Source organism: Paenibacillus sp. GM1FR (genome assembly GCF_002803315.1).
Lineage (GTDB): Bacteria > Bacillota > Bacilli > Paenibacillales > Paenibacillaceae > Paenibacillus > Paenibacillus amylolyticus.
The window spans coordinates 60928-83676 of sequence record NZ_MKZL01000054.1 but is presented as its reverse complement, the minus strand read 5'-3'; the positions used below and the strand labels follow the sequence as shown (position 1 = coordinate 83676).

General features: G+C 45.1%; 24 protein-coding genes and 1 other RNA gene. 9 read left to right on the top strand and 16 right to left on the bottom strand.

Annotation, left to right across the window (positions count from 1 at the left end):
• Positions 1 to 60: 60 nt before the first annotated feature.
• Positions 61 to 609 carry a thioredoxin family protein gene (locus PAEAM_RS24645; protein ID WP_100529313.1) on the top strand — a complete coding sequence of 183 codons (549 nt, stop codon included), beginning with the start codon at positions 61 to 63 and terminating at the stop codon, positions 607 to 609.
• 218 nt (positions 610 to 827) lie between these two features.
• Here the strand turns inward: PAEAM_RS24645 and PAEAM_RS24640 are convergent, their stop codons facing one another.
• The 3 genes from PAEAM_RS24640 to PAEAM_RS24630 all read right to left on the bottom strand — a co-directional run bounded on the left by PAEAM_RS24640 (position 828) and on the right by PAEAM_RS24630 (position 3345).
• Positions 828 to 1310 carry a DUF309 domain-containing protein gene (locus PAEAM_RS24640; RefSeq protein WP_100529312.1) on the bottom strand — a complete coding sequence of 161 codons (483 nt, stop codon included), beginning with the start codon at positions 1308 to 1310 and terminating at the stop codon, positions 828 to 830.
• A complete protein-coding gene (gene yjbM / locus PAEAM_RS24635) occupies positions 1297 to 2112 on the bottom strand; it encodes a GTP diphosphokinase (protein ID WP_036609636.1) in 816 nt (271 codons plus the stop codon). The genes PAEAM_RS24640 and yjbM overlap by 14 nt, the downstream gene beginning before the upstream one ends.
• 135 nt (positions 2113 to 2247) lie before the next feature.
• Positions 2248 to 3345, bottom strand: a complete 1098-nt coding sequence (locus PAEAM_RS24630) for a quinone-dependent dihydroorotate dehydrogenase (RefSeq protein ID WP_017689366.1) — start codon at positions 3343 to 3345, stop codon at positions 2248 to 2250.
• A 255-nt stretch (positions 3346 to 3600) separates the two neighbouring features.
• On the opposite strand from PAEAM_RS24630, the gene PAEAM_RS31965 reads away from it, so the two are divergent.
• Positions 3601 to 3738, top strand: a complete 138-nt coding sequence (locus PAEAM_RS31965) for a hypothetical protein (protein ID WP_165790049.1) — start codon at positions 3601 to 3603, stop codon at positions 3736 to 3738.
• Between the two features lie 42 nt (positions 3739 to 3780).
• Here the strand turns inward: PAEAM_RS31965 and PAEAM_RS24625 are convergent, their stop codons facing one another.
• The 3 genes from PAEAM_RS24625 to PAEAM_RS24615 form a co-directional block, all read right to left on the bottom strand.
• Positions 3781 to 5223: a L,D-transpeptidase family protein gene (locus PAEAM_RS24625; protein WP_100529311.1), complete on the bottom strand. Its 1443-nt coding sequence runs from the start codon at positions 5221 to 5223 to the stop codon at positions 3781 to 3783.
• 218 nt (positions 5224 to 5441) lie between these two features.
• Complete coding sequence (locus PAEAM_RS24620; protein ID WP_017689369.1) at positions 5442 to 5684, bottom strand: ferredoxin; 243 nt, start codon at positions 5682 to 5684, stop codon at positions 5442 to 5444.
• Between the two features lie 115 nt (positions 5685 to 5799).
• A complete protein-coding gene (locus tag PAEAM_RS24615) occupies positions 5800 to 7101 on the bottom strand; it encodes a DNA polymerase IV (RefSeq protein WP_100529310.1) in 1302 nt (433 codons plus the stop codon).
• 533 nt (positions 7102 to 7634) lie between these two features.
• Here PAEAM_RS24615 and cimA point away from each other — a divergent pair.
• Entirely contained in the window at positions 7635 to 9254 is a 1620-nt protein-coding gene (cimA, locus tag PAEAM_RS24610; RefSeq protein WP_100529309.1) for a citramalate synthase, read from the top strand.
• A gap of 82 nt (positions 9255 to 9336) precedes the next feature.
• Here cimA and PAEAM_RS24605 read toward each other — a convergent pair whose 3' ends face one another.
• Positions 9337 to 9888, bottom strand: a complete 552-nt coding sequence (locus PAEAM_RS24605; protein ID WP_100529308.1) for a TlpA family protein disulfide reductase — start codon at positions 9886 to 9888, stop codon at positions 9337 to 9339.
• 226 nt (positions 9889 to 10114) lie between these two features.
• Between PAEAM_RS24605 and PAEAM_RS24600 the strand changes: the two genes are divergently transcribed.
• Positions 10115 to 10606 (top strand): M67 family metallopeptidase, encoded by a 492-nt coding sequence (locus PAEAM_RS24600; RefSeq protein ID WP_100529307.1) that lies wholly within the window; start codon positions 10115 to 10117, stop codon positions 10604 to 10606.
• Here PAEAM_RS24600 and PAEAM_RS24595 read toward each other — a convergent pair.
• The 3 genes from PAEAM_RS24595 to PAEAM_RS24585 are packed head-to-tail and all read right to left on the bottom strand — an operon-like array spanning position 10592 to position 13853.
• Positions 10592 to 11329 (bottom strand): exonuclease domain-containing protein, encoded by a 738-nt coding sequence (locus PAEAM_RS24595; RefSeq protein ID WP_017689374.1) that lies wholly within the window; start codon positions 11327 to 11329, stop codon positions 10592 to 10594. The genes PAEAM_RS24600 and PAEAM_RS24595 overlap by 15 nt on opposite strands.
• The gene (locus PAEAM_RS24590) at positions 11326 to 12411 is read right to left on the bottom strand and encodes a DUF294 nucleotidyltransferase-like domain-containing protein (protein ID WP_165790058.1); all 1086 of its coding nucleotides are present in this window, start codon (positions 12409 to 12411) and stop codon (positions 11326 to 11328) included. The genes PAEAM_RS24595 and PAEAM_RS24590 overlap by 4 nt, the downstream gene beginning before the upstream one ends.
• Before the next feature lie 41 nt (positions 12412 to 12452).
• The gene (locus tag PAEAM_RS24585) at positions 12453 to 13853 is read right to left on the bottom strand and encodes an ammonium transporter (RefSeq protein ID WP_100529305.1); all 1401 of its coding nucleotides are present in this window, start codon (positions 13851 to 13853) and stop codon (positions 12453 to 12455) included.
• A gap of 351 nt (positions 13854 to 14204) precedes the next feature.
• On the opposite strand from PAEAM_RS24585, the gene PAEAM_RS24580 reads away from it, so the two are divergent.
• The gene (locus tag PAEAM_RS24580; RefSeq protein ID WP_017689377.1) at positions 14205 to 14633 is read left to right on the top strand and encodes a MerR family transcriptional regulator; all 429 of its coding nucleotides are present in this window, start codon (positions 14205 to 14207) and stop codon (positions 14631 to 14633) included.
• Between the two features lie 28 nt (positions 14634 to 14661).
• Entirely contained in the window at positions 14662 to 15342 is a 681-nt protein-coding gene (locus PAEAM_RS24575; RefSeq protein WP_036609646.1) for a zinc metallopeptidase, read from the top strand.
• Positions 15343 to 15386: 44 nt separating this feature from the next.
• On the opposite strand, the gene gltC is transcribed toward PAEAM_RS24575, so the two are convergent.
• Together gltC and PAEAM_RS24565 are read right to left on the bottom strand one after the other, a co-directional pair.
• Positions 15387 to 16298 carry a glutamate biosynthesis transcriptional regulator GltC gene (gene gltC / locus PAEAM_RS24570; RefSeq protein WP_036609648.1) on the bottom strand — a complete coding sequence of 304 codons (912 nt, stop codon included), beginning with the start codon at positions 16296 to 16298 and terminating at the stop codon, positions 15387 to 15389.
• Positions 16299 to 16367: 69 nt separating this feature from the next.
• Complete coding sequence (locus tag PAEAM_RS24565) at positions 16368 to 16994, bottom strand: rhomboid family intramembrane serine protease (RefSeq protein ID WP_036609651.1); 627 nt, start codon at positions 16992 to 16994, stop codon at positions 16368 to 16370.
• A gap of 148 nt (positions 16995 to 17142) precedes the next feature.
• Here PAEAM_RS24565 and tpx point away from each other — a divergent pair, with 148 nt between their 5' ends.
• On the top strand, positions 17143 to 17661 hold the full coding sequence (tpx, locus tag PAEAM_RS24560; protein ID WP_036609653.1) for a thiol peroxidase: 519 nt from the start codon (positions 17143 to 17145) through the stop codon (positions 17659 to 17661).
• Between the two features lie 72 nt (positions 17662 to 17733).
• Here the strand turns inward: tpx and PAEAM_RS24555 are convergent, their stop codons facing one another.
• From PAEAM_RS24555 to cshA, 4 genes are all read right to left on the bottom strand, one after another.
• The gene (locus PAEAM_RS24555) at positions 17734 to 18126 is read right to left on the bottom strand and encodes a DUF1499 domain-containing protein (protein WP_017689382.1); all 393 of its coding nucleotides are present in this window, start codon (positions 18124 to 18126) and stop codon (positions 17734 to 17736) included.
• 182 nt (positions 18127 to 18308) lie between these two features.
• A non-coding RNA gene (gene ssrS, locus PAEAM_RS24550) (6S RNA) lies at positions 18309 to 18500 on the bottom strand.
• A 51-nt stretch (positions 18501 to 18551) separates the two neighbouring features.
• The gene (locus tag PAEAM_RS24545) at positions 18552 to 19364 is read right to left on the bottom strand and encodes a YesL family protein (RefSeq protein WP_036609655.1); all 813 of its coding nucleotides are present in this window, start codon (positions 19362 to 19364) and stop codon (positions 18552 to 18554) included.
• Between the two features lie 218 nt (positions 19365 to 19582).
• Positions 19583 to 21184, bottom strand: a complete 1602-nt coding sequence (cshA, locus tag PAEAM_RS24540) for a degradosome RNA helicase CshA (protein ID WP_036609657.1) — start codon at positions 21182 to 21184, stop codon at positions 19583 to 19585.
• Between the two features lie 305 nt (positions 21185 to 21489).
• Here cshA and PAEAM_RS24535 point away from each other — a divergent pair, with 305 nt between their 5' ends.
• Both PAEAM_RS24535 and PAEAM_RS24530 read left to right on the top strand, forming a co-directional pair.
• Entirely contained in the window at positions 21490 to 22311 is an 822-nt protein-coding gene (locus PAEAM_RS24535; protein WP_036609659.1) for a YitT family protein, read from the top strand.
• Positions 22312 to 22485: 174 nt separating this feature from the next.
• Positions 22486 to 22674: a hypothetical protein gene (locus PAEAM_RS24530; protein ID WP_029880762.1), complete on the top strand. Its 189-nt coding sequence runs from the start codon at positions 22486 to 22488 to the stop codon at positions 22672 to 22674.
• Positions 22675 to 22749: the final 75 nt, after the last annotated feature.

The window sequence follows — 22749 nt, the reverse complement described above, 5'->3', positions numbered from 1 at the left end:
TTATCCCAACCTTTATTTTTGCCCAAACTATATTTCGATATGATCGATGGGGGATGTCCAATGAAATCCAAGAAGAAAAAGAAAAGTGCTGCGATCCTTATTTTCCTGGGTATTTTAATCATTATGATTGCAGCACTGGTTGTCGTAGACCAGCAATCCAAGAAACAGATGGATTCAGTGGAAAATGCTTATGGCATCGCTGCTTCCAAGCTTAATCCAGCTACACGGGAGCTACTTAGTGATCCCAACTATCAACAAATTATTGTACCCACTGATCTCAAAGCCAAAATCGATAACAAAGACAGCTTTTTTGTTTATTTCTTTGCTTCCGACTGCTCGCACTGCCGTGCCACAACACCTCAGTTGATGCCACTGGTTGACAGTGAAGGTATTGAGCTTCCACAGTTCAATCTGCGTGAATTCGAAGCAGGATGGACCGATTACAATATCGAGTTCACACCTACACTCGTCTATTATGAGGCTGGTGTCGAGAAAGACCGTATGGTTGGCGGACTGCAAGAGAATGGCAGTGACCAGGGCTACACACTGGAAGATTACAAACAATTTTTCCAAAAATATAAAGGCAGCGCTACTCCTTCGGCAAGCTAACTGATAGATCCGTTTCCACAAGTATCTACAATCAGGCACTTGTATCACCAGACACTGTTCTGTTGAAGGACAGGCTGCGCCACCTGCAATCATCTGAATATGAGGCAACATTCAAAAACACCCCGATCGTTCCCTTTACAGGAATCGTCGGGGTGTTTCATATACATGGAACTTCATATCCATGGGATGCTCATTTGAATGTTAACGCTAATTACGGTTCAACTTTTACTCTGATCCATCGCCTTCATCTTCTCTTCGTATATTCGCCCTCTGGTAGGACTCCGGCGCTGCGGAATATTAGGTTTTAGCTCAAGCGATCTTCTAGACATCTCTTGTTCTAAGACCTCATCAACAATTCGTATGGACAAATCCCTATAAGTCACAGACTGAGCGTCAGGCTCAGATAGTTGCTTCACGATTTCCTGTACATCCCGTACCAAAGCCCCTAGGTCAATGCCCAGAATCGTAGCAGGATAAGGTTCCAGAAGATCAAGTGAACTCTGTAACATCATCGTTCCTCCGCGGAGATTGCCATTCCTGAAGTGGTATAAACCAACTGCAATTTGTAACAATCCCTTATAGAGAGAATCCCGGTTCCGTTCAAGCCACAATTCTTCCAGCACCTCATGGCACTCGAAATAATCCTGATCCCGATTGAAGTAGATTAAGTAGTCAACGTACAGTGGCTCATAGATGCTCATCCGGGTTTTCGCCCTTTCTGGCGTTGTTCAGAAGTTTCTTCACGTCATCCAGCAAGTCTTTGAGCCCTTCCATATCATGCCGTTCCCAGTAATCGTTAAATCGCTTCTGTGCTTCAATTGCTTCACTGACAAGGTGGTAGAAGTATAATTGATGAATGATATTCAATGTTCTTGACACGATATTGGAATCATCCTCAAATGCCTTCTGCGCCTCCAAAATTTGTAGACGAATTGCAGACATCTCGTTGTCCAGTATAAACGCGGCCTCAGCCGTTTTTTTCAGCCTGGTTCTCATCTCATCAGGTAACCCTTCCCGAAACTTGTAACTCAGCGAATGTTCAATGGTAGCCCAGAAGTTCATGGCAAGCGTCCGGATCTGTATCTCGGCCAAAACTTTCTTTTGTCCCAGAGCCGTCTGAACGGGATACTCAATAATCATATGGAAGCTTCGGTAGCCGCTCTCTTTGAAATTCGTAATGTAATCTTTCTCAATGAGTACCGTGAGATCCTTACGGCCTCGAATATACTCGGCAACCCGACGGATATCATCCACGAACTGGCACATAATGCGGATACCTGCAATATCCTCAATGCCTGTTTCCACGTCATCAAGCGACACATTCAGTCGTCTGGATTTCTCCAGAATACTGGATATTTTTTTGACACGACCGGTAACGAATTCAATCGGGGCATACTCTTCCCGTTTCTTCAGTTCCGCTCGCATTGTCTTAAACTTGACTTTCAATTCCTCTACCGCTTGTTCATAAGGAAGTAAAAATGTACCCCAGTCTCTACCGTCCATGCTTATGCCTCCTGTCTCTATAGCGTCCCCTGTTCTATTCCATTATACATGATGTTTGGTGGGGGGGAGAGTCCCGAACCATTTTACGCTCTTCCCATGCTTCTATATTTTCATTCCGGGGATTCACATTCCTTCTTAACGATGCTCCGCACCAACCGCTTCAGAGATATGACGATAACCGTCCTTGCGCAGCAACTCACGCAGTCCAGCATGAATGCGCCGATTCACCTCAGGTCCTTCATAGATCAATGCTGTATATATTTCGACCAAGCTTGCTCCGGCTTTAATTTTCTCGTATGCATCCTCACTTGTGAAAATGCCACCTGAACCGATAATCGGAAGTTTGCCTTCGGTCTGGCGATAGATCTGGCGAATAATCTCCGTTGAACGGTCACGTAGAGGTTTACCGCTCAGACCGCCTGTTTCCTTCGCATGTTGGTGGGAAAGTCCTGTACGACTGATGGTTGTGTTCGTTGCAATAATACCAGCAACACCGCTGTCTGCAATTGTGCGAACCATATATTCAAGTTCCTGATCATTCACATCCGGTGCAATTTTCACCAGAACGGATTTGGTCGCTCCGCCCGCTCGTGCATGCTGCACGTTCATCTCGTTCATAACCGCAGCGAGCAGTTCCTTCAATTCATTCCCATGTTGCAGATTACGCAAATCCGGTGTATTTGGTGAACTGATATTAACCACGAACAGATCAGCATAATCGTATAGTGCCTGAATGCACTTCGAATAGTCCAGGTGAGCTTCCTCATTAGACGTTGCCTTATTCTTGCCGATGTTAACAGCCACTGGAATACGCCGATCCTGTAGACGTGCCAATTCACCTGCCATGGCTTCCGCACCAAGATTGTTGAAGCCCATTCGGTTCACCAACGCCTCATCTGGAGGCAAACGGAACAGCCGTGGTTGATCGTTACCTGGTTGTGCAAGTGGTGTCACGGTTCCCACTTCCATGAATCCAAATCCGATGGAAGAAAAGCCCGTTACGGCCTGCCCGTTTTTGTCCAGACCCGCAGCCAGACCAACAGGTGTAGGGAAATGACACCCAAACATGTCAACAGCCAGATCAGACGTTTCACGAACGCCGTACATCACACGCAGTCCGGAAGGAACCGGACGGATGCTACCGACGCCACTAAGGCCGCCAATAATCAGATGATGGGCCTGTTCAGGGTCCATTTTGAACAACAAAGGTTTAGCAAGACTTCTGTATAACAAATCACTCACTCCGTTCTGGTCCGGTACGCCAAAAAGCCGTTGTCCGTCTTTTCATATGTAAAAAAACACTCTACTCACAAGTTTATCTGTTTCTTATTAAAAAGGAAAGTAGTTTGCGCATAGACAGCACAAATCGAATAATACAAAATGCTCACAAGAAATCCACCCGCCCACTGGAAATGACGAGTTGAATTCTTTACAATGAGAGCATGGTTACTCTACACCAGTTCTATTCCAAATAAGGAGGAATAACTCATGGCTCCCAAACGTAAACCACCTGCATTACAGCAAAAGAAAGAAGAAGTGAATCGCAAAGCCATTGCATGGACAGCAGCCAGTGTAGGCGGCTTGATCATCATCATTGGTGCTCTTATCATTATTGCCAACCTGTAGATGATTCAGGCTGAATCCATCTGATTCTACATATCAAACAGATCAATTCAGCCAGTGATACGTTTTGTTCGGATTATTTTGCTTTGGAACAAGCGTATGCTGATAACGCTGCTTTGCTTCTGGAACAAGCGTCAGATCTGGCAGTACATCTTCTCCAATGCGTACCGGAGTGCCTTGCGGAGCAAGAGCGAATAACTCTTCTACATCTCCTGTAAGCATTCTCACACATCCAAGGGACTCATCCAGTCCGATACTGTCTGGCTCGTTGGTCCCGTGGATGGCATAATTCGTATTCGAGAGTTGCATACCTCTGCTTCCGAACTCACCGTTCGAGCGTCCATTCGGATTGACCACTTTATCTGTAATGACAAATGATCCCTCCGGTGTTCGATCACCGCCAAGTCCCACATCATACATACGAATAATGGTATCCCCACTGATTAATGCAAGTTTATGTCTATCCTTATCAATGACAATCTCCAGCGGTTCCTGCAAAAAAGGCTGACCTCCCAGCGTATCTGCAAAAGCGGCATTTCTGCCTTGAGACAAATTCGAAGATGTTGAACCATTCTCTTTACCACTCGAATCGTTCTTTCCTTCCTGTACCTTTCCTTGATGCAAAGCTAGCAGCTTCGGAAACATCTCGGTCATCCCTGACGCAGTCTCTCCCAGGATATTGTTCGGAAATGGCTGAGCCATTTGCGTTACACTCTTGGGCCAAGCGTCATTTTTTTTGCGATAGGCAACGATTGCACTTGATAATGATGCAGCTGCTTCCTGCTTGGCGGTCCACGCCAAGGCCATCTTTTTGATTTTCGGTGTAATTTCAGGAGGTTCACAGTTACATTGCTTGGCATCATAACTCTGTGCAGTTAATTTCCCGTTTGTATTGGTTTGTACTATGTATTTCACAGGCATATTTCGCTTCCATAAAGACCAGTCATCTGAGGTTTGCATACCCAGTACAGCAGAGGTCTCTACTTTTGGGCCAGACCCGGACCAGGCAGCTGCGAGCGCAGCCTCGCCATGATTACCTCCACCAAATGCCGCAGCAGTGAACACATTGCTTGGCGCAATGGATGCAGTTCCAACCTGTTTATCCGCTTCTACAGGCGCTTCGATGTCATCTGTGGATTCCAGTGCTGCTGACAGTGCGTCGGCCGCTTCCCGACTGAAACCCGGAGCGTCCGCAGGTGGCAGACCTGCCAGCACAAGCAGCATGAGCAACGTAAGCCACATTTTGCGTCTACGTTGTTTTCTCTCCTTTTGCTCAGACATCTCCACCAGTTTCTCCTGATAGTCTACCCAGATGTCCGCAGGAGCTTTACTGCGTTCAAATGCCTCATAAACCTCGCCCGCTTGCTGAAAACAATAATTGGCTTTGGCCTCCTGTCCTTCGCCCAAATACTCCTTTCCAAGCAAGTACCAAGCCATTTTGTTGTCGGGATGTTTCTTGACATATGTTCTTAGATGAGTATTTTGCATCCGATCCTCCACTATTTCGCCTTTTTCCGTATATCATTATATATCGGCATAACCAAGCGTTGAATCCATAGGACTTGAGTACCCGGCGAAAAAAAGGGGGTTCGACAATGTTCGTCCTTGATCCATAGTCAGATAAACACAGTTAAATGAATGCAAAAAAAGCACCTTCCCTTGTCGTTAAGACAAAAGAAAGTGCTCTATGTTCATGTGAGAAATACTTAGCCTTCTTTATTGAAAGGCTCGTCCGCTACTTTGATTGAATCTGTAGGGCAGCCATCGCATGCATCCTGCATATCGTCAAACAAGTCGTCCGGAATAGCTTTGACACCATGGTTAGCATCGCCGTCAAAGATAACTTCAGCCAAACCTTCATCATCATAATCGTAGATGTCTGGAGCCGTTGCTCCACAAGCGCCACATGCGATGCATGTGTCTTTCTCAACCCAAGTATATTTACTCATTACATTCTCTCCTCCTAAAATTCAAAACGTACAGTGTTTTTATCTAGAAACATATTAATACAAAGTAAGGATAATTACAAACATTTTGCAACCACAAGTCTCTATTATCCCTTATTTAATCAAGACTTTGCAAGTTATCTTTTTGCAGGGAAGTACCGCGCACTTTATGATTACGAAGCAGCACGGAAGGATCGTCTCCAAGCATGCCCGCGGTCACAACAGCATTCTCACCAAATTTATCACGTAACTGATCCATAATCCGAATCAGATTGTCCTTCTTGGGCTTCTGCTCATATTCGAACAAGTCCATCTGCACAGCGGATTCTTCTCTTGGAATCAGGTTCTGAAGTGTCACACCCAGCATGCGTACAGGCTTGCCACTACCCCAATGCTTCTCAAATAGTTTACAGGCCTCACGGTAAATGACCGTTGCATCCTCCGTAGGAACTTCCATTAGACGTGATCGGGTAATTGTCTTCATATCCGGGGTCCGGATTGTAATCTGAATCCCCTGACTGAACATTTCGTGCTTGCGCAACCTTCTGGCTACCTGGTCACTTATATTGAGGAACACCCGATGAATCTCATTCATATCCGATACATCCGCCGGTAAAGTGGTTGTATGCCCAATGGATTTATTGGCCTCCCGTTCCGCGTGAACTGCGGAATGGTTAATGCCATTCGCGGAATTTTTGAGCCATGCTCCATTAACTCCAAATAGTTCGGTCAACATGTTCTCATCCGACTTGGCCAATTGACCAATCGTTTCAATGCCCAGTTTTTTCAACTTTTCGGCCGTTTTTTTGCCAATGCCAAACATCTCGTTGCATGGTCTGTGCCAAAGAATCCGGGGTACATCCCTCATGCGTAAAATGGAGATACCGTTCGGTTTTTTCAGATCCGAAGCCATTTTCGCCAGTAATTTGTTGGGCGCAATGCCTATGGAACATGGCAGCCCCAATTCATCCTTGATTCTCCGCTGAATGCTCTCCGCAATCTCCATTGGATTCCCGAATTGCCTTGAACCTGTAATATCAAGATAACATTCATCAATGGATGTCGCCTCAAGTTGAGGCGTATAGCTATACGCAATCTGCATGAAGGCTCTTGAATATTGACGATATAAATGAAAATCAGGACGTATCACAATGAGATCAGGGCACTTTTTCATGGCTTGGTGCACAACCATACCTGTTGAGATGCCTCGATTACGAGCGGCATATGAGCAGGTTACAATTACACCCTTTCGCAGTTCACTGCTACCCGCAACGGCCGTTGCTTTTCCTCTATATAAATCTGGTTCCTCGGCTTCATGTACAGAGCAGTAGAAAGCATTCATATCGACATGCAGAATCACCCGTCCGGCTGCAGGGTAATATTGATCCACATTTGCTGGAGGATTGCCGTCTGAAGACATCATGAACCCCCGCCCTTTCTTGCACACTAATTAATGAAAACTAAATTACTTTCTTCTATAGTATATCAAACCCGTTATGTTAATTCAGTCACGAGCATTTATTTTCTGCGAGATCTGATCAGAGACCGAATAATTAACCAGCCTACACTCACAAAAAATATCAAAGTGATCAGAGCAATAATCGTATTTTCCCATACAAAACTCAAAATTAACCCTCCTTTTCTTCCATATATTACAATTAAAACTCAATAATAGATTATAACATACATCCGGATTATGATTAACATCCTTCTTTTTTCTCTAAAATACGTTAATTGTTACATGATACTGCGATTTCTATGTAGCATTTGGCTATAATGGTGCTATAATAATTAATTATACAAATTGACGACTTTAGGACAAATCAGCGCATTGAGTTTAACACAGTGTAGCGTTGCCGAATCGAAGGATTCGTCCACTAACGTACTTAACAGATTTTCCCAACTTACAATCCAAACTTTTAAAAGAGCGCTTTATCTCAAAGGAGGATCTTCATGTCAAAGGCCATTTCCATCTTCGATACGACTTTACGTGACGGCACACAAGGGGAGGGTGTCAGCTTATCGGCAGACGACAAACTCAAAATTGCCAAGAAGCTTGATGACCTGGGTGTCCATTATATTGAAGGCGGAATTCCCGGCAGCAATACCAAGGACATTGAGTTTTTCAAAAGAGTCAAGGAATTAAACCTGAACGCAAAGGTTGTTGCTTTTGGCAGTACCCGCCGTAAAGGCAGTGTTGCTAGTGAAGACGCCAACCTGAAGCGCATGATCGAATCTGGTGCTCAGGCTGCAACCCTGGTCGGTAAATCATGGGACTTCCATGTGCACACCGCTTTGCAGACTACATTGGAAGAAAACTTGTCCATGATCTATGATTCCATCGCCTATCTGAAACAGAATGGAATGGAAGTGATCTTTGATGCAGAACACTTCTTTGACGGATTCAAACATAACCCGGAGTATGCTCAAGCGGTCTTGACCAAGGCCCACGAAGCTGGAGCGGACTGGCTCGTTATGTGTGATACCAATGGCGGGACGATGCCAAACGAGGTGCACGAGATCGTATCCACATTGCATAGAAGCCTGCCTCATGCACATCTCGGCATCCATACACATAATGATTGTGAACTGGCTGTGGCCAACACACTCAGCGCTGTACAAGCCGGAGCCCGTCAGGTGCAAGGAACGATGAACGGTTATGGAGAGCGTTGCGGTAACGCCAATCTCGCATCCATTATCCCGAACCTGCAACTGAAACTTGGTTATGAATGTGTTACTGAAGATTCCATGAGACAACTTACAAACGTGGCTCGTTATGTTAGCGAGATTGCCAATGTGAATATGCCGATTAATCAGCCTTATGTCGGCAATGCTGCTTTTGCTCACAAAGGTGGGATTCACGTCTCTGCCATCCTGCGGGATTCACGTACCTATGAACACATCGTGCCTGAACTGGTTGGTAACAAACAACGTGTGCTGGTCTCTGAACTTGCCGGACAAAGTAACATTGTATCCAAAGCCCAGGAACTGGGGCTTGAGTTCGATCCAAGCAGTGCCAATTCACGTCAGATTATTGAGAAAATCAAAGACCTGGAGCATCAGGGTTACCAGTTCGAAGGTGCAGATGCTTCTCTTGAATTGTTAATTCGTGAAGCGAACGGTGATATGAAAGAATTGTTCACGTTTGAATCATTCAAAATGCTTGTAGAGAAAACGGCGGGCAAATCCGTTGTTTCTGAAGCTTTTGTCAAGGTGAATATCGCTGGAACAAGCGCTTATACCGCTGCTGAGGGCAATGGTCCGGTTAACGCACTCGATAACGCCCTTCGGAAAGCGCTGGTGCAATATTTCCCTTCACTTGCCAACATGCATCTGTCGGACTACAAAGTGCGTGTTCTGGATGAGAAGGATGCTACAGCTGCCAAAGTTCGTGTATTGATCGAATCCAAAAATACGGAAAACACATGGAACACTGTTGGTGTATCCGAGAACGTAATTGAAGCAAGTTGGGAAGCGCTCGTTCACAGTTTCCGCTATGCTTTGCTTCAAGAAAAATTACAGGATGAGCCGGGCACACTCCCTATTCCTGCTCATGGGATAAGCAACCACTAATAACGCTTATTTCCCGGAAAATATAAAGAAGCCTCTGTACCCATGATTCATGGATGCAAAGGCTTCTTTGTTTACATGAAAATTAATTCGCAATTAACTTTTTAATCTTACGTTCCAACTCTTTCTCAGGTAATATGCCCAGAACAATCTCCTGTATAACTCCTCTGGAGTCAATCAGAACATTCGTTGGAAAAGCCACCCCATTGTATTGAGCATACACAGTCCCCTTCTCATCCAAAGGAATGGGGAATGTCAGTTGGTACTCATCCACAAAAGCTTTGGCATCCTTGAGTTTATCGTATGACGTTACATTAACCCCATACATGTCAAGCTTATCCTTGTATTTCGCAGCCATTCTGTTCAGCTCTGGAGCTTCCTGCTTACACGGCTCACACCAGGATGCCCAGAAACTGACAAACGTGGCCTTATCTTTGGCACCGCCCACACTGTACGTCTTTCCATCCATTGCTGTCAGAGAAAAAGCAGGTGCCAGAAGACCCGCACGTGGTCCCGTCTCTGTAGGCATCGGTTCTTCCTGCTTAAAGACGGCTGCAATGCCGTCACCCGCATTCTGGGCCAGTGCAATACCAACCAGCAAGACAACACCAAGGAGTATGTATATATTTCGTTTCATAACCCGCCACCCTTTTATATAATTAGCATATTGAAACTGAAACCGTAATTTCTGCACATGCTAAGTGTTTATCACGCTCTATCATAGTTCACCAGAACATGATTCCCAAATGTTCTCTTTATTATTGTACCCTTTTCCTTTAAAATTTTACAATCCGCATCACAGAAAATAAAATGAAAAAGGACTCCTGCCGTAGCAGGAGCCAAAGAGAGAGGGGTGAATACAAATGGCAGCACTTCACGGGCAGCAAAACGCCTTCTACATCCCTTCTTCCGTAGAACAAGAGATGTCAAAGCACATGTTCCTTTCGCTGCCACAAGAAGCCTGCGGGGTTATGCTGGGTGAAACCGCAGCGGGCGGTATACGAATCAGTCGGTTTCAGCCCATTCGTAACGTAGCACCTGACCCGCTGCACCATTTTACTCTGGACGATGCCGAATGGATTCGGTGCGTATTCTCCGAGCCCAAGCTCATTGGTATCTTCCATTCTCATCCCAAGACCAGGCCTGTTCCTTCCTTAGAGGACTTGCAAGCTCTTCCGGCCTTCGCCGGTTTGCTTCAGATGTACCTCATCGGCTCACCCGACCTTACAAGCGGGTCGCGATCTCATATGCATCTGAACGGTTATCTGATTGAATCTTTGAAGGAATCGCAGGATCCGGCACAACACGTTGTGCCTTCATACAATCTGCTTCCCGTTCCGTTATGCGTGACTTAGCTGGGTATACAGATCACCCAAAGTCTCCACATTTTTACGAGTCATGTCCTCCAAGTAGCAGGACCATAACTGTGCAGTCATTTTTGAATCTTCCAGTGCATGGTGACGTCCATAGATCGGAATCCCTCTAGATTCCAGCAATTCATCCAGACCATACCCCGGCCTGCTTGGTTCAAGCCAGCGGGCCAACATCATCGTATCGATTAAACGATGCGTCAGCCTTACCTTTGAAGTCCGCCACAGAGCTGCATTCAGAAAGGCTCGGTCATGCGCACTTGCGTGTGCAATCAGAACATTTCCACCTACAAAAGACATGAAATCATGCAACCCTTCCAGCAAAGTTGGTGCGTCCAACGTCATCTCCTGTGTAATACCTGTAAGTTCAGTAATATGTTCCGGAACTGCGGTCTTGGACTGCACCACCGTATAAAACTGTTCTCCTTCCAGTACCACACCTCCATGTATACGGACCGCACCAAATGAGATAATCTCATCCCCGTGCTGGGGCGAAAATCCCGTCGTTTCCAGATCAAATACAACTGCGTCCAGCTCATTTAGAGGTGTATGCAGAACCTCAGGTCTGCGCTGTTCTCTCATCATAGAGCGGATAAACGCCATGTGTTGCGCCGTAGGGGCTCCCATAATGGAAGCGATGGCGGAAGGAACCCCTCCCTGACGCAGCGAATTCCAGAATCCTGTATTGCCCCTTGCCGGCTCTCTCATGGACGTCTCCTTTCTGCAAAACGCAACTGTCTTTGCAAAGCACGATGCACTCGTCGTACCAACCCGAGCGTATCCCTGAGCTCATAATGAATTTGCTTTTGTTTCATCTGTTTCTCATCCAGGAACCCACTGCTATGTTGCAAATCCCCTTGGATGACAACCGGTGTACTTCTGCGAAATTTCAAAGCGGTTAAGAAGGCCCGCTGGCATGCATCCAGTAATGTAAATGGAACAGCTTCAAGTGAAGTCAGTCTCTCCATTCTTTTTAGCGTCGATGACTCCTTGATCCCATGTTGCAAAGCCAAATAACGAGCACTGTTCACCAGCGGAATGTACAAGCCATACTTGACATCAAATCCGCCTGCATGTTCACCAAATCGTTCTGTGACCACACGTCCAAGTACATTTAATGTAGCTTTATGTTTAACCGTATTGCGAAGAACTGCATCCGAAAGTTCAGGAATCAGTCTGAACTGTTCATAAAAACTCGTGATCCATTCCTCCGCCAGACTTTGCTCACCTGCAACAAAACGCATGTCTGAAGCAATAATCAGATTACGAACGGGCTCCCAATTCAGATCCGAGCTCCAATCTGCTAATTGTTGTTTCCATGACGCCAGCGTTTTTCTCCAGAGTGGCTCAGAGCACATGACTTTACCTTCGCACTTGGCGTAACCAAGCTCTTCTAACACATCCGTCATTCGCTGTCCGAGCTGAGCAAAATATTCCTCTTTACCTTCATGCGGAGTATCGCTAATGATCATGCCATTATCCTGATCACTCCATAACGTTGCTTCTTCCCTGCCGGAACTGCCAAATACGATAAAGGCATAGGGGACGGGAGGTTGGCCGAAGCCTTCCTCAACCATCCCCTGAATGCATAACTCTACTGCTTTCCGTGCAATCCGGTCATGCAGTTCATTTACCGTTTGGTACCACTCGATCGGCGACAAGGAAGCGGACAACAATTCCGAGAGCTCGTTCTGTAAAATTACACGTGCCTGGCGCAGTTCTTGAGAAGACACCGCACCATCGATTCCCTGATAAGACCAGGAATAGTTTGTATACGAGATGGGTTCCATCATGTCCAGCCTCCTTGAAGCATGATTCAGCATCATTCACCTCAGGAGCTGAACGTACCACCATTGGATTTAGAATCTACATTTTTCATTTGTTCAGGGTATCCGTAAGTACCGTGCTCACTGATATCCAGACCCATTGTTTCTTCTTCTTCAGTAACACGGATGCCCATGATCGCTTTCATACCGCCCAGAATAATGAAGGACATTACCAGTACGAAGGCAAAAGCACCTACCAGACCGAGAAGCTGTACGCCCAATTGGTGGAATCCACCGCCATAGAATAGACCCGCTTGACCTACACCCGCATGCTCAGCAAGTTCTGGTGTAGCGAACAAACCTGTGGAGATTGCTCCCCACATACCAGCAACACCGTGTACGGAGAAAGCGTAGATTGGATCGTCAATTCCTTTACGATCGAAGTACTGTGCTGTGAAGAATGTGATAACACCAGCCAAAGCACCGATAACCAAAGCTGCCCAAGGTTCAACGAATGCACATGCTCCTGTAATCGCAACGAGTGCCGCAAGCACACCGTTTAACATGCTAGGAATATCAGACTTCCCAAGTACTGCCCATGAGATCAACAGCGCAGCAACACCACCGGCTGCAGCAGCTACGTTAGTAGTTAATGCAACATAACCGAAGAATCCATCTCCCATGGCAGACAATGTACTACCTGGGTTGAATCCGAACCAACCGATCCAGAGGATAATAACCCCGAGTACGGAATACACTTGGTTGTGACCTGGAATGATGTTAGGTTTGCCGTCTTTGTTATATTTACCAATACGTGGTTTCAACAAGATCGTCGCTACCAATGCTGCAGTCGCACCAGTCAAGTGAACAACCGTCGATCCTGCAAAGTCTTGCATACCCAGCTCAGCCAACCAGCCGCCGCCCCATACCCAGTGAGCAACAACCGGATACATGATAATGGTATAAAGTGTACCGAATACAATATATACGCTCATTTTTGCACGTTCAGCCATACCACCGCAGGCAATGGCCAGAGATACCGCCGCAAAAGCGAGGTGGAAAACGAATTTAATAGTCAGTGGAACATCGGAGAAAGCCAGTGATTCGAAGGAAGCAGCCATCTTGTCACCGCTCAGGAAAAATCCTGTTGTTCCAAAGAAGCTGTTACCATTACCGAAACCAAGACCGAAACCCAAAGCCCAGAAGGCAATAACTGAAATTCCCAATGTCAGGATGGTCTTACCCGCAATGTGTCCTGCATTCTTCATTCGTGTTGAACCCGCTTCAAGTAAAGCAAATCCCCCTTGCATCAAGAACACGAGTACAACAGCCAGAAACGTAAAGGCTGAGTTCAAACCACTTTGAAGTTCAATGTTAGTCGGACCCTCCGCAGCCGCAAATGCGCTAACCGGAAAAGCGAACAAAGTAAGCATTACTAACATGGAAACCAACCATTTCTTTCTCATATACCCCACTCCCTCTTATGTTAAGTTTCTTCACATAACGTGAAACTCTTAATGTCATTATAAGCAGAAGAGAGGAAAGTTGACAAGAGTATTTTTATCAAAACTGAAAATTATTTCTGGGAATAAAGTCATACGTCTTTTTCTTGCACTTAAGTACATAATCACATTCTATGAGTACATAGATATAGAAATGCAGCATGCTGATTGTCAAAGCATAACGTTTGACTGTACGGTTAAAGATCATGTATCATACTTATTAGTAAGAAAATTGGGCGTAGTCTAGAAATTCACAAGTGGAAACTACAATTCCCTACATTTGAACTTGCAAGCGAGGTGAATATCATTGGGGATATGAAACTTTTTCGGATTGGCGAACTTGCCAAGACCGCTGGTGTTAGTGAACGGACGATTGATTATTACACAAAGCTTGGACTAATCGCTCCCGAAGAACGTACACAAAAAAATTATCGTCTCTATAGTAATGAAACTTTAACGAGGCTTGAACGTATTGTACAGATGAAACAAGAGAAGTATAGTCTCGACGAGATTAAACAATCTCTTGAGAAGTGGCGTCTGGTTAGTACAGAAGAACAAGTTGCCAGCAAATTGACAACATTGGAACTTCACGTACAACAACTTGAGCGAGAGGTTAACGAACTCAAACCGCTACTTGGAGAGATGAAACCTGTACAAGCACGTAAAATGATGGCAGGACTCCTCACCAAAAGTGCCGGTACAATGGAGGCACTAAAAATCTTGCTTGAGAACACCATGATGTAGCTTATTCATAGAAAGCGGAGGAATGAATATGAGTTTTAATAACGGTATGTTCGTTTTGATCATTATCGCCTTTTTGCTCTCTTTATGGGCGCAATTTCGCGTTAAAGGTACGTTTAGACGTTGGTCGGAGGTACCGAACCAGAACGGAATGACTGGTTACGATGCCGCTCGCCAGATGCTTGATGCTAACGGCCTGCATGATGTTCCAATTGAACCTGTACGCGGTACACTCTCTGATCACTATGATCCGATCAATCGGGTTGTACGTTTATCAGAACCAGTATATTATGAAAACTCAATCTCAGCTGTTTCGGTAGCGTGTCACGAAGTTGGCCACGCCATTCAGCATAAAGAAAGTTATCCGATGCTGGCACTGCGTCACCGGATCTTCCCAATTGTGAACTTTGCATCCGGATTAGCTCCATTCCTGTTAATTGCAGGATTCATCTTCAATGCCATGAACCTTGTAGGTATCGGTATCATCTTCTTCTCCGTAACTGTAGCATTCCAACTCATCACTTTACCGGTTGAGTTCAATGCAAGTAATCGCGCTAGAGAGATTATGGTATCCGAAGGGTACATCCGTAATGAAGAAGAAAAAGGTGTTGCAAAAGTTCTGAATGCCGCAGCCTTGACTTACGTTGCTGCAGCGTTGATTTCACTGCTTGAGTTGATTCGTTACATCGGAATCTTCAACAGCCGCGATTAATTGGATACTTAATACAACAAAAACAACAAAACAATACCCCACCGTTAATCGGATGGGGTATTGTTTTGTTGTAAACCGAAATAATCAAGCAAGAATGAACGAAAGGACTGAGCAACCAGCGGCAGTTTATCATGCGCACGATGAATTAACCCGATAGTTCGCGTTACTTTTGGATGGGAGATAGCCACATGTGCCGGTTGCAACGGATTCGTCTGGAATAACGCCATCTCAGGTAGCAGACTGACCCCCATGCCCGCAGCGACCAATCCGCGGATGGTGTCGGTCTCTTCCCCTTCAAAAGCGATCTTGGGTGTAAAACCAGCTTCCAGACAAGCATGCCATACAATAGGACGAAGAGAATAACCTTTGCTGAATAATACAAATTTATCATCCTTGAGCTGTTCAAGCGCAATTGTCTCTTCACCAGCTAACGGGTGATTAGGAGGAAGGATCGCATGTAATTCTTCCGTGAGTACAATATCGCCATCTACTTGATCATGCTTTTCTGGAAAAGGAGAAATGAATGCCAAGTCTACCTCTCCGGATAACACATCACGAATCAGCGTAGGGAACATCCCCTGCTTGAATCTGAATTTCACGTTGGGGTAGCGCTGACGGAAAGCAGCCACCACGGAAGGAATGAGATGAATCCCCAGGCTATGCGGAAACCCAATTCGAATCTCTCCATGCTCCGGGTCCAGAAACTCATGAACTTCACCAACTGCCTTGTCCAAATCTTTTAATATACCTTCAATTCGTTTGCAAAAAAGCTGCCCCACTGCAGTCAACTGCAGGTTTCGTCCCTTTTGCATAAAAAGGTCCACGCCCAGTTCTTCTTCCAGCTGATGAATCTGACGACTCACCGCCGACTGTGCCACATGCAACTCTTCAGCAGCCTGTGTTACATGTTCCTTCTGTGCCACTTTCAAAAAGTAATGCAACTGTCTTAATTCCACTCGCCTGATCGCTCCAATCTGTTATACCCTACTTATCCTTGACTGTATTCCATCTTGAGAACGTTCTGACTACCGCTTTAAGCTGCGGGGTTTCCACAATCTGATCAACAGTCCGTAAATAAAGAATCCACCCAACAATCCACCAAGGTGAGCCATCCAGTTGATGCCTGACATGGCGAAGGAGAATATGATCCCGAACAAAAGCAATGTGTACATCGTTTTGCGCGAAGCCTCGTCCATCATCGTTCGCTGGAACAGCGCTACATACAGGAATGCACCATAGACGGCATAGATCGCTCCTGAAGCACCTACCGAGATGGTAATACTCCCAACCGAGTTGTACCACGCAACAGCAAGAATATTACCCAATACACCGCCACCCAGGTACAATACACCATACCTTACCGACCCGAGCAACCGCTCCATCGGTGGAGCAAATACGATTAACGCAAAGCTGTTAAACAATAAATGACTGAAGCCCGCATGCAGGAACATCGATGTAATGTAACGCCACCATTCATGTGCGAACAGTTCATGATTCGTAAGTGCCCCGAATTTCAGCAGCACCATATTGTTCGTTGATCCACCGTTCACCGTTAACACAATAAACATGACTACATTGGCAATTAAAAAAAGCGACGTCAAAGGGAAATACTTCAAATAACCTTTCCAGTTCTCATAGCGAATAAATATCATAAATTTCTTCTTTCACTCCACCCTGTTCAGATCGGACTTACATCTCTGATCCATCGTAATGGTACATGTCCGAATTGGACAATGCCTTTCATAAAAGATTATAATGGATTTTGGCACGGATCACCAATTTATAAGGAGGAACATTATTATGACACAAGAACGTACAGGCGCAGCCACATTTAAAGGCAACCCTATTACATTGATCGGACCCGAACTGAAAGTCGGCGATCAAGCACCTGATTTTACACTGAGCAAGAACCTGGTTGAGGACGCTTCCCTGAAAGACTTCGCAGGCAAAATCAAATTAATCAGCGTTGTTCCTTCCCTGGATACTGGCGTATGCGATGCGCAAACTCGTCGTTTCAACGTGGAAGCTGGAGAACTCGGAGACAATGTTGTTGTCTTGACAGTAAGCGTTGACCTTCCGTTTGCTCAGGCTCGTTGGTGTGGAGCAGCTGGTGTTGACCGCGTAGTTACATTGTCAGACTACAAAACACGTTCTTTCGGTGAAGACTACGGCGTTCTGATCAAAGAATTCCAACTCGACATGCGCTCCATTTTTGTTTTGGATGCCGAAGACCGGATTACATATGTGGAGTATTTGCCTGAAATGACAGACTCCCCTAACTTCGAACAAGCGATTGCTGCTGTAAAAGCTTTGCTGTAGAAGTTATCATACGTTCAGAACAAAAGCGAGGAAGGTTAACCTTCACTCGCTTTTTGTTATTTATCATCTATTTCAATCATTTGCTTTATACTTGCTTAGCTTTTTATCCAGTACAGAGAATAAGTTCATAATCGTGCGATAATTGGAACCCAAGTCTCCAAGTGAACCACGTGAAGCTGAATACATATCCACCGCACTGCGAACAGGACTTACTGAGATAATGGAAACTGTAATATCCATCGTCCGTCCAAAGGTAGTCCGCTTCTCCAGAATAACTTCTCCAACAGAAGGCACTTCATGCAGCACTTTATAACCCGGAATCTTTTTGAGTGTCGAAGAGACCTCTTCCCAGGCTCTGTCTTTGGATAAGTTATAATACCGTGTTTTTAATTTGGGATCCTTGGCTCGATCGCTGGTCCCCTCCATGCTGCGGATGATACCGACGAGCGTTCTCTTTAAGGTCAAGACCCTTCCTCCTTTGATTGTAACCGTTCCATTTATGTATCTTAGTGTAACATTGTTCAAGTAGTAACAAAAGGGCAAGCATCATATTTATCATAAAACCAATCAAAAACATTCATCACAACTTAAAAACACCCTGAAATTCCTTTTGTAGAGGAAAAGTCAGGGTGCTGTACATGAAGATTTAGGAACCCGCCTATGCCGTCCGGCTACATTGTCTTATGAACCTGCTTGGCAGGTGGGTGACCGCAAAAATGCTTTTTGAAGTCCCCATGTCGTATAGACAGGGCTTTTCAGCAACATTCTGTGTTGATCTCCCGAAGACATCATCATTGGTTCAAAACAACGAATAACCGAAACGTACATCGCAGGATGTACAATTATTATATCCCTAACTGTGTAAAAAGTAAATGGCGATTCATCATGTTTTATTTTTGCAATGTAATGTTTTTGTCGTCTGATGGCTCAGGTGTTTCACCATTCTCTGCTGATTGTTCAGCCAGCGCAGCAGCTTCCTCTTCTTCCTTCTTGAGTTGCATCTTCTCCATCTGCTCCTGCATCTTGTTGAAGGTTGCGTAGAAGTTAAAGAAAGCAAACCAGGCAATGATGCTGATAATGAAGAAAACAAACAAGACCGGATAACGGAAACCGATGTAGAACAGCAATCCACTTCCCAGCAATGTGGAAAATACACGGAATGGTCTGATCAACGTAAGCAATACCGCGTTTTTGATAATGAGTCCGATGGACATATGATAATGTACAACCATCGAGAAAAAGTTAAAGAGTGATACAAATAACAAGAGAAGCAGTACTAACATGATGATTCCCACGAGCTGCATATTGCGGAACTGCGTCATGTACACTGTATAATCCAGATACATAATTGCGAACAGCAGTGTGTAAAAAATACCCCCAATTAAACTTTGCTTGTAGTTTTCCTTGTAACCTACAAAGAAAGTACGGAAGATCGGTACATCCGTATCGCCCATATTCCATTTACGAACAACCGTAAACAGCGCCGAAGTCGCCGGGAACAGTGTAAGCGGTGCCACAATAGCTATAGCCCAGTTCATTTGCAATGATTCGTTTGCGAGGTTCTGCTGCATCACGAGCAGTTTCATAATCAAGAAAAACAAGAACGGAGACGAACAAATAGCCCACAACAGATTGGTTGCGGCCAGTCTCGTAATCCACTCTGTAAGCCGGTAGATCCCACCCATAGCTCCTTTAAATTCCAAACATTTCTCCTCCTCTGCAGCCTTGCGAATTACCTGAAGTCTAATATTAATATACCTTATTATAGATAGGAAAAGCCAGTACTTCCCGAAAAGAGATCGTCATTATCCTTAGCTAGCGCTTCTGGCCGCTTATGATAGTAAAATAAAATGATGCAGTCACTTTGAAAATAAAAAAATGGAGCAGTTGCCCGCTCCATTTTTCAGATCATACGTTTATATTACTCGAAAGAAGAATCTTTCGCTGGACGACGTCCTTCGTTACTGCTTGGACGCGGTTTGCGGTCACGGTTGTAACCACCTTCTCTGCTTCCACCGCCAGTGCCAGTGCTGCTGCCGCTGTTACGATCACGGTTGTAACCGCCACGTCCGCCGCCACTGCTGTTGCGATCGCGGTTGTAACCACCACCACTGCCGCCGCTACCACTTGTGCGGTTACCGCTGTAACCCGATGGTTTACGTCCGCCAGAGCGAACATCAGGTTTACGACGTTTTGCACGGATTGGATCTTCAGGAGTCAGATCAACTTGAGCATCTTTCTTGTCACCTGTCAGGAGCTTCAGTGCAGCCGACAACAGTTGAACAGAATCATATTGCTCAAGCATTTGAATCGCAATACCTTTGTATTCGTTCAGTTCGCCTGATTGTACGATTTCCAGCAAGCGCTCTGCCGTCAAACGTTGTTTACCTTCAACCGCTTCTGCCATTGTTGGCAGTGGTTTACGTGGAATACGGTGACGTGTTACACGCTCGATGAAGTGCAAGTGATCAATCTCACGCGGTGTAACGAAGGACCAAGCAGCACCCTCTTTACCCGCACGACCTGTACGACCGATACGGTGAACATAGCTCTCCGGATCTTGCGGAAGGTCAAAGTTAACAACGTGAGTTACACCAGATACGTCGAGACCACGTGCAGCCACGTCTGTTGCAACGAGTACGTCAATGCTGCCGTCACGGAACTTACGCATTACCGCATCACGTTGATTCTGGGACAAGTCACCATGAAGACCGTCTGCAGAATATCCACGTTTTTGCAAAGCTTCAGCCAATTCGTCAACACGACGTTTTGTACGTCCGAATACGATCGCCAGTTCAGGAGATTCCATATCCAACAAACGGCTCAATGCTTCGAATTTTTGACGCTCAGGTACTTCGATATAGGATTGGTCAATCAATGGTGCACTAACATGTTTCGGAATCACAGAAATGTGTTCAGGATTGTTCAAGAATTGTTGTGCCAATTTTTGAATGTTAGGAGGCATTGTTGCTGAGAACAGCATAGTTTGGCGCTCGTCTGGAACTTGTTTCAGGATGGATTGGATATCCTCCATGAAACCCATGTCGAGCATTTCATCTGCTTCATCCAGTACAACAGTTTGTACATCATCTAGTTTGATTGTTTTGCGGTTGATGTGGTCAAGGAGACGTCCAGGTGTACCAATGATGATCTGTGGTTTTCTTTTCAGTGCACGGATTTGACGCACGATATCTTGTCCGCCGTAGATTGGCAGGGAGCGAAGACCTTTGAAGCGAGTGAGTTTTTCGATCTCTTCAGCAACTTGAATTGCAAGTTCACGTGTAGGTGCCATAATAAGGGCGCGGATTTTCTCGTCACTTTTTGAGATTTTGCTGATCAACGGAATACCGAATGCAGCTGTTTTACCCGTACCTGTTTGAGCTTGACCAATCAAATCTCTGCCTTCGAGTGCCAAAGGAATCGCTTTGGATTGGATCGGTGTTGCTTCTTCAAACCCGAGCTCAGTGATGGCTTGCAGCACCAGTGGTTCAAGATTGAAATCTGTAAAGTTTAAATTTGTCAAAATTATTCATGCTCCTTTTATATGGTGGACATGGTGGACAATCCACTTTGTTGTCTGTATTCTTAAGTAGCGTTAATATTTATAGGGTATCCCAACGGGACGAATTATTTTCACTAACGAATATAATTCCATGAATGGGTCCCCAACATAAGACTAAAACTACATACATGTGTTTGAAACATTTCAAAATTTTATTGCTCCATTTAGGAAAAGTTTCCTACTCAAGAATATCCACAAATTATTATATCACAAAACAATTCAAGATTACCAGCAATCTGGTTTTAAATATAAATGAGGTGATTAAATTGCCCAAAATAATTTGGCACTCTTTAGTGATCATTTTGGGTGCTGCAGCTATTGCCTGCGGCTTCAACTGGTTTTTGGTCCCCCATCAGCTTTTAAGCGGCGGGGTGTCCGGTATTTCAATGCTTCTGGGTTATTTTACAACGTTGAATCTTAGTATAATGTATTTTGTTCTTAACATTCCCCTGCTCATTGCAGGTTGGTTTATTCTTGGACGACGCTTCATTACATTAAGTATTCTTTCGGTAGCAGCCACTTCCTGGTTCATTGCGCTTCTGCCTGTTTTTGCTGTGGCTACAGACCCTTTACTTAGTTCTGTATTTGGCGGTGTGCTTATTGGAATGGGTACTGGCGTTTCCTTCCGAGTCGGCGGCTCCACAGGAGGACTCGACATTGTTGGGTCCATTTTCACGCGTAAACGAGACTTTCCGATTGGTACAGTGATGGCCGGTATGAACGGTACGATCATTATGCTTGCAGGATACCTGAGTGACAATTGGAATACAGCCTTGGCCTCGATGGTATCCATCTACATTACAGGCAAAGTGCTTGATCTGATCCATATCAGTCACGTCAAAGTAACACTGTACATTATTACAAACGAAACCGAAGCCATGTTAAAAAAATTACTTGTTCGGCCTCGTGGAGTTACCAAAATTAAGACTCAGGGAGCATACACGGATATTGAGAAGGACATGCTCATGACCGTTACCACCCGCTACGAGTTGGTTGAAATTAAACGTATTATCAAGGATACAGATCCAAACGCTTTTGTTAACATTGTGGAAACGGTTGGTGTTATGGGTTCATTTCGCAGAAGTTGAGACACCTGTACGGTTAACAATTCACAACATTGTGGTATAATAACGGTGTACGGCTCCTAAATATGTTGTATAGCAGGTTCAACCCTTCAATTTCACAGGCCATATGCTTTCCCGAATCGCGCCGAATGACTTACCATTTTGGAATTCGAGTAGGAAAGGGTGATTATTGTGGATATGGAAACGGTAAAACTGTTTGAGATTGTCAACAGATGGTGCCCGGAAATGCTCCCTTTCTTGAAACCGAATGAACTCGACTCACTGATTGTCCTCCGGGATGGGCTGGGCATCCTGGAACAGGGAGACGCAATGGAAATCATTCAGTACAGTATTTGTGAGCATCAAAATGAGATTTACATTCAATAATTTTTTTCAGATTGATCACGCCGCTTCTTGCAGGGGATTTCCTCAGCAGGAAGCGGTTTTCATTTTTTCCATGTG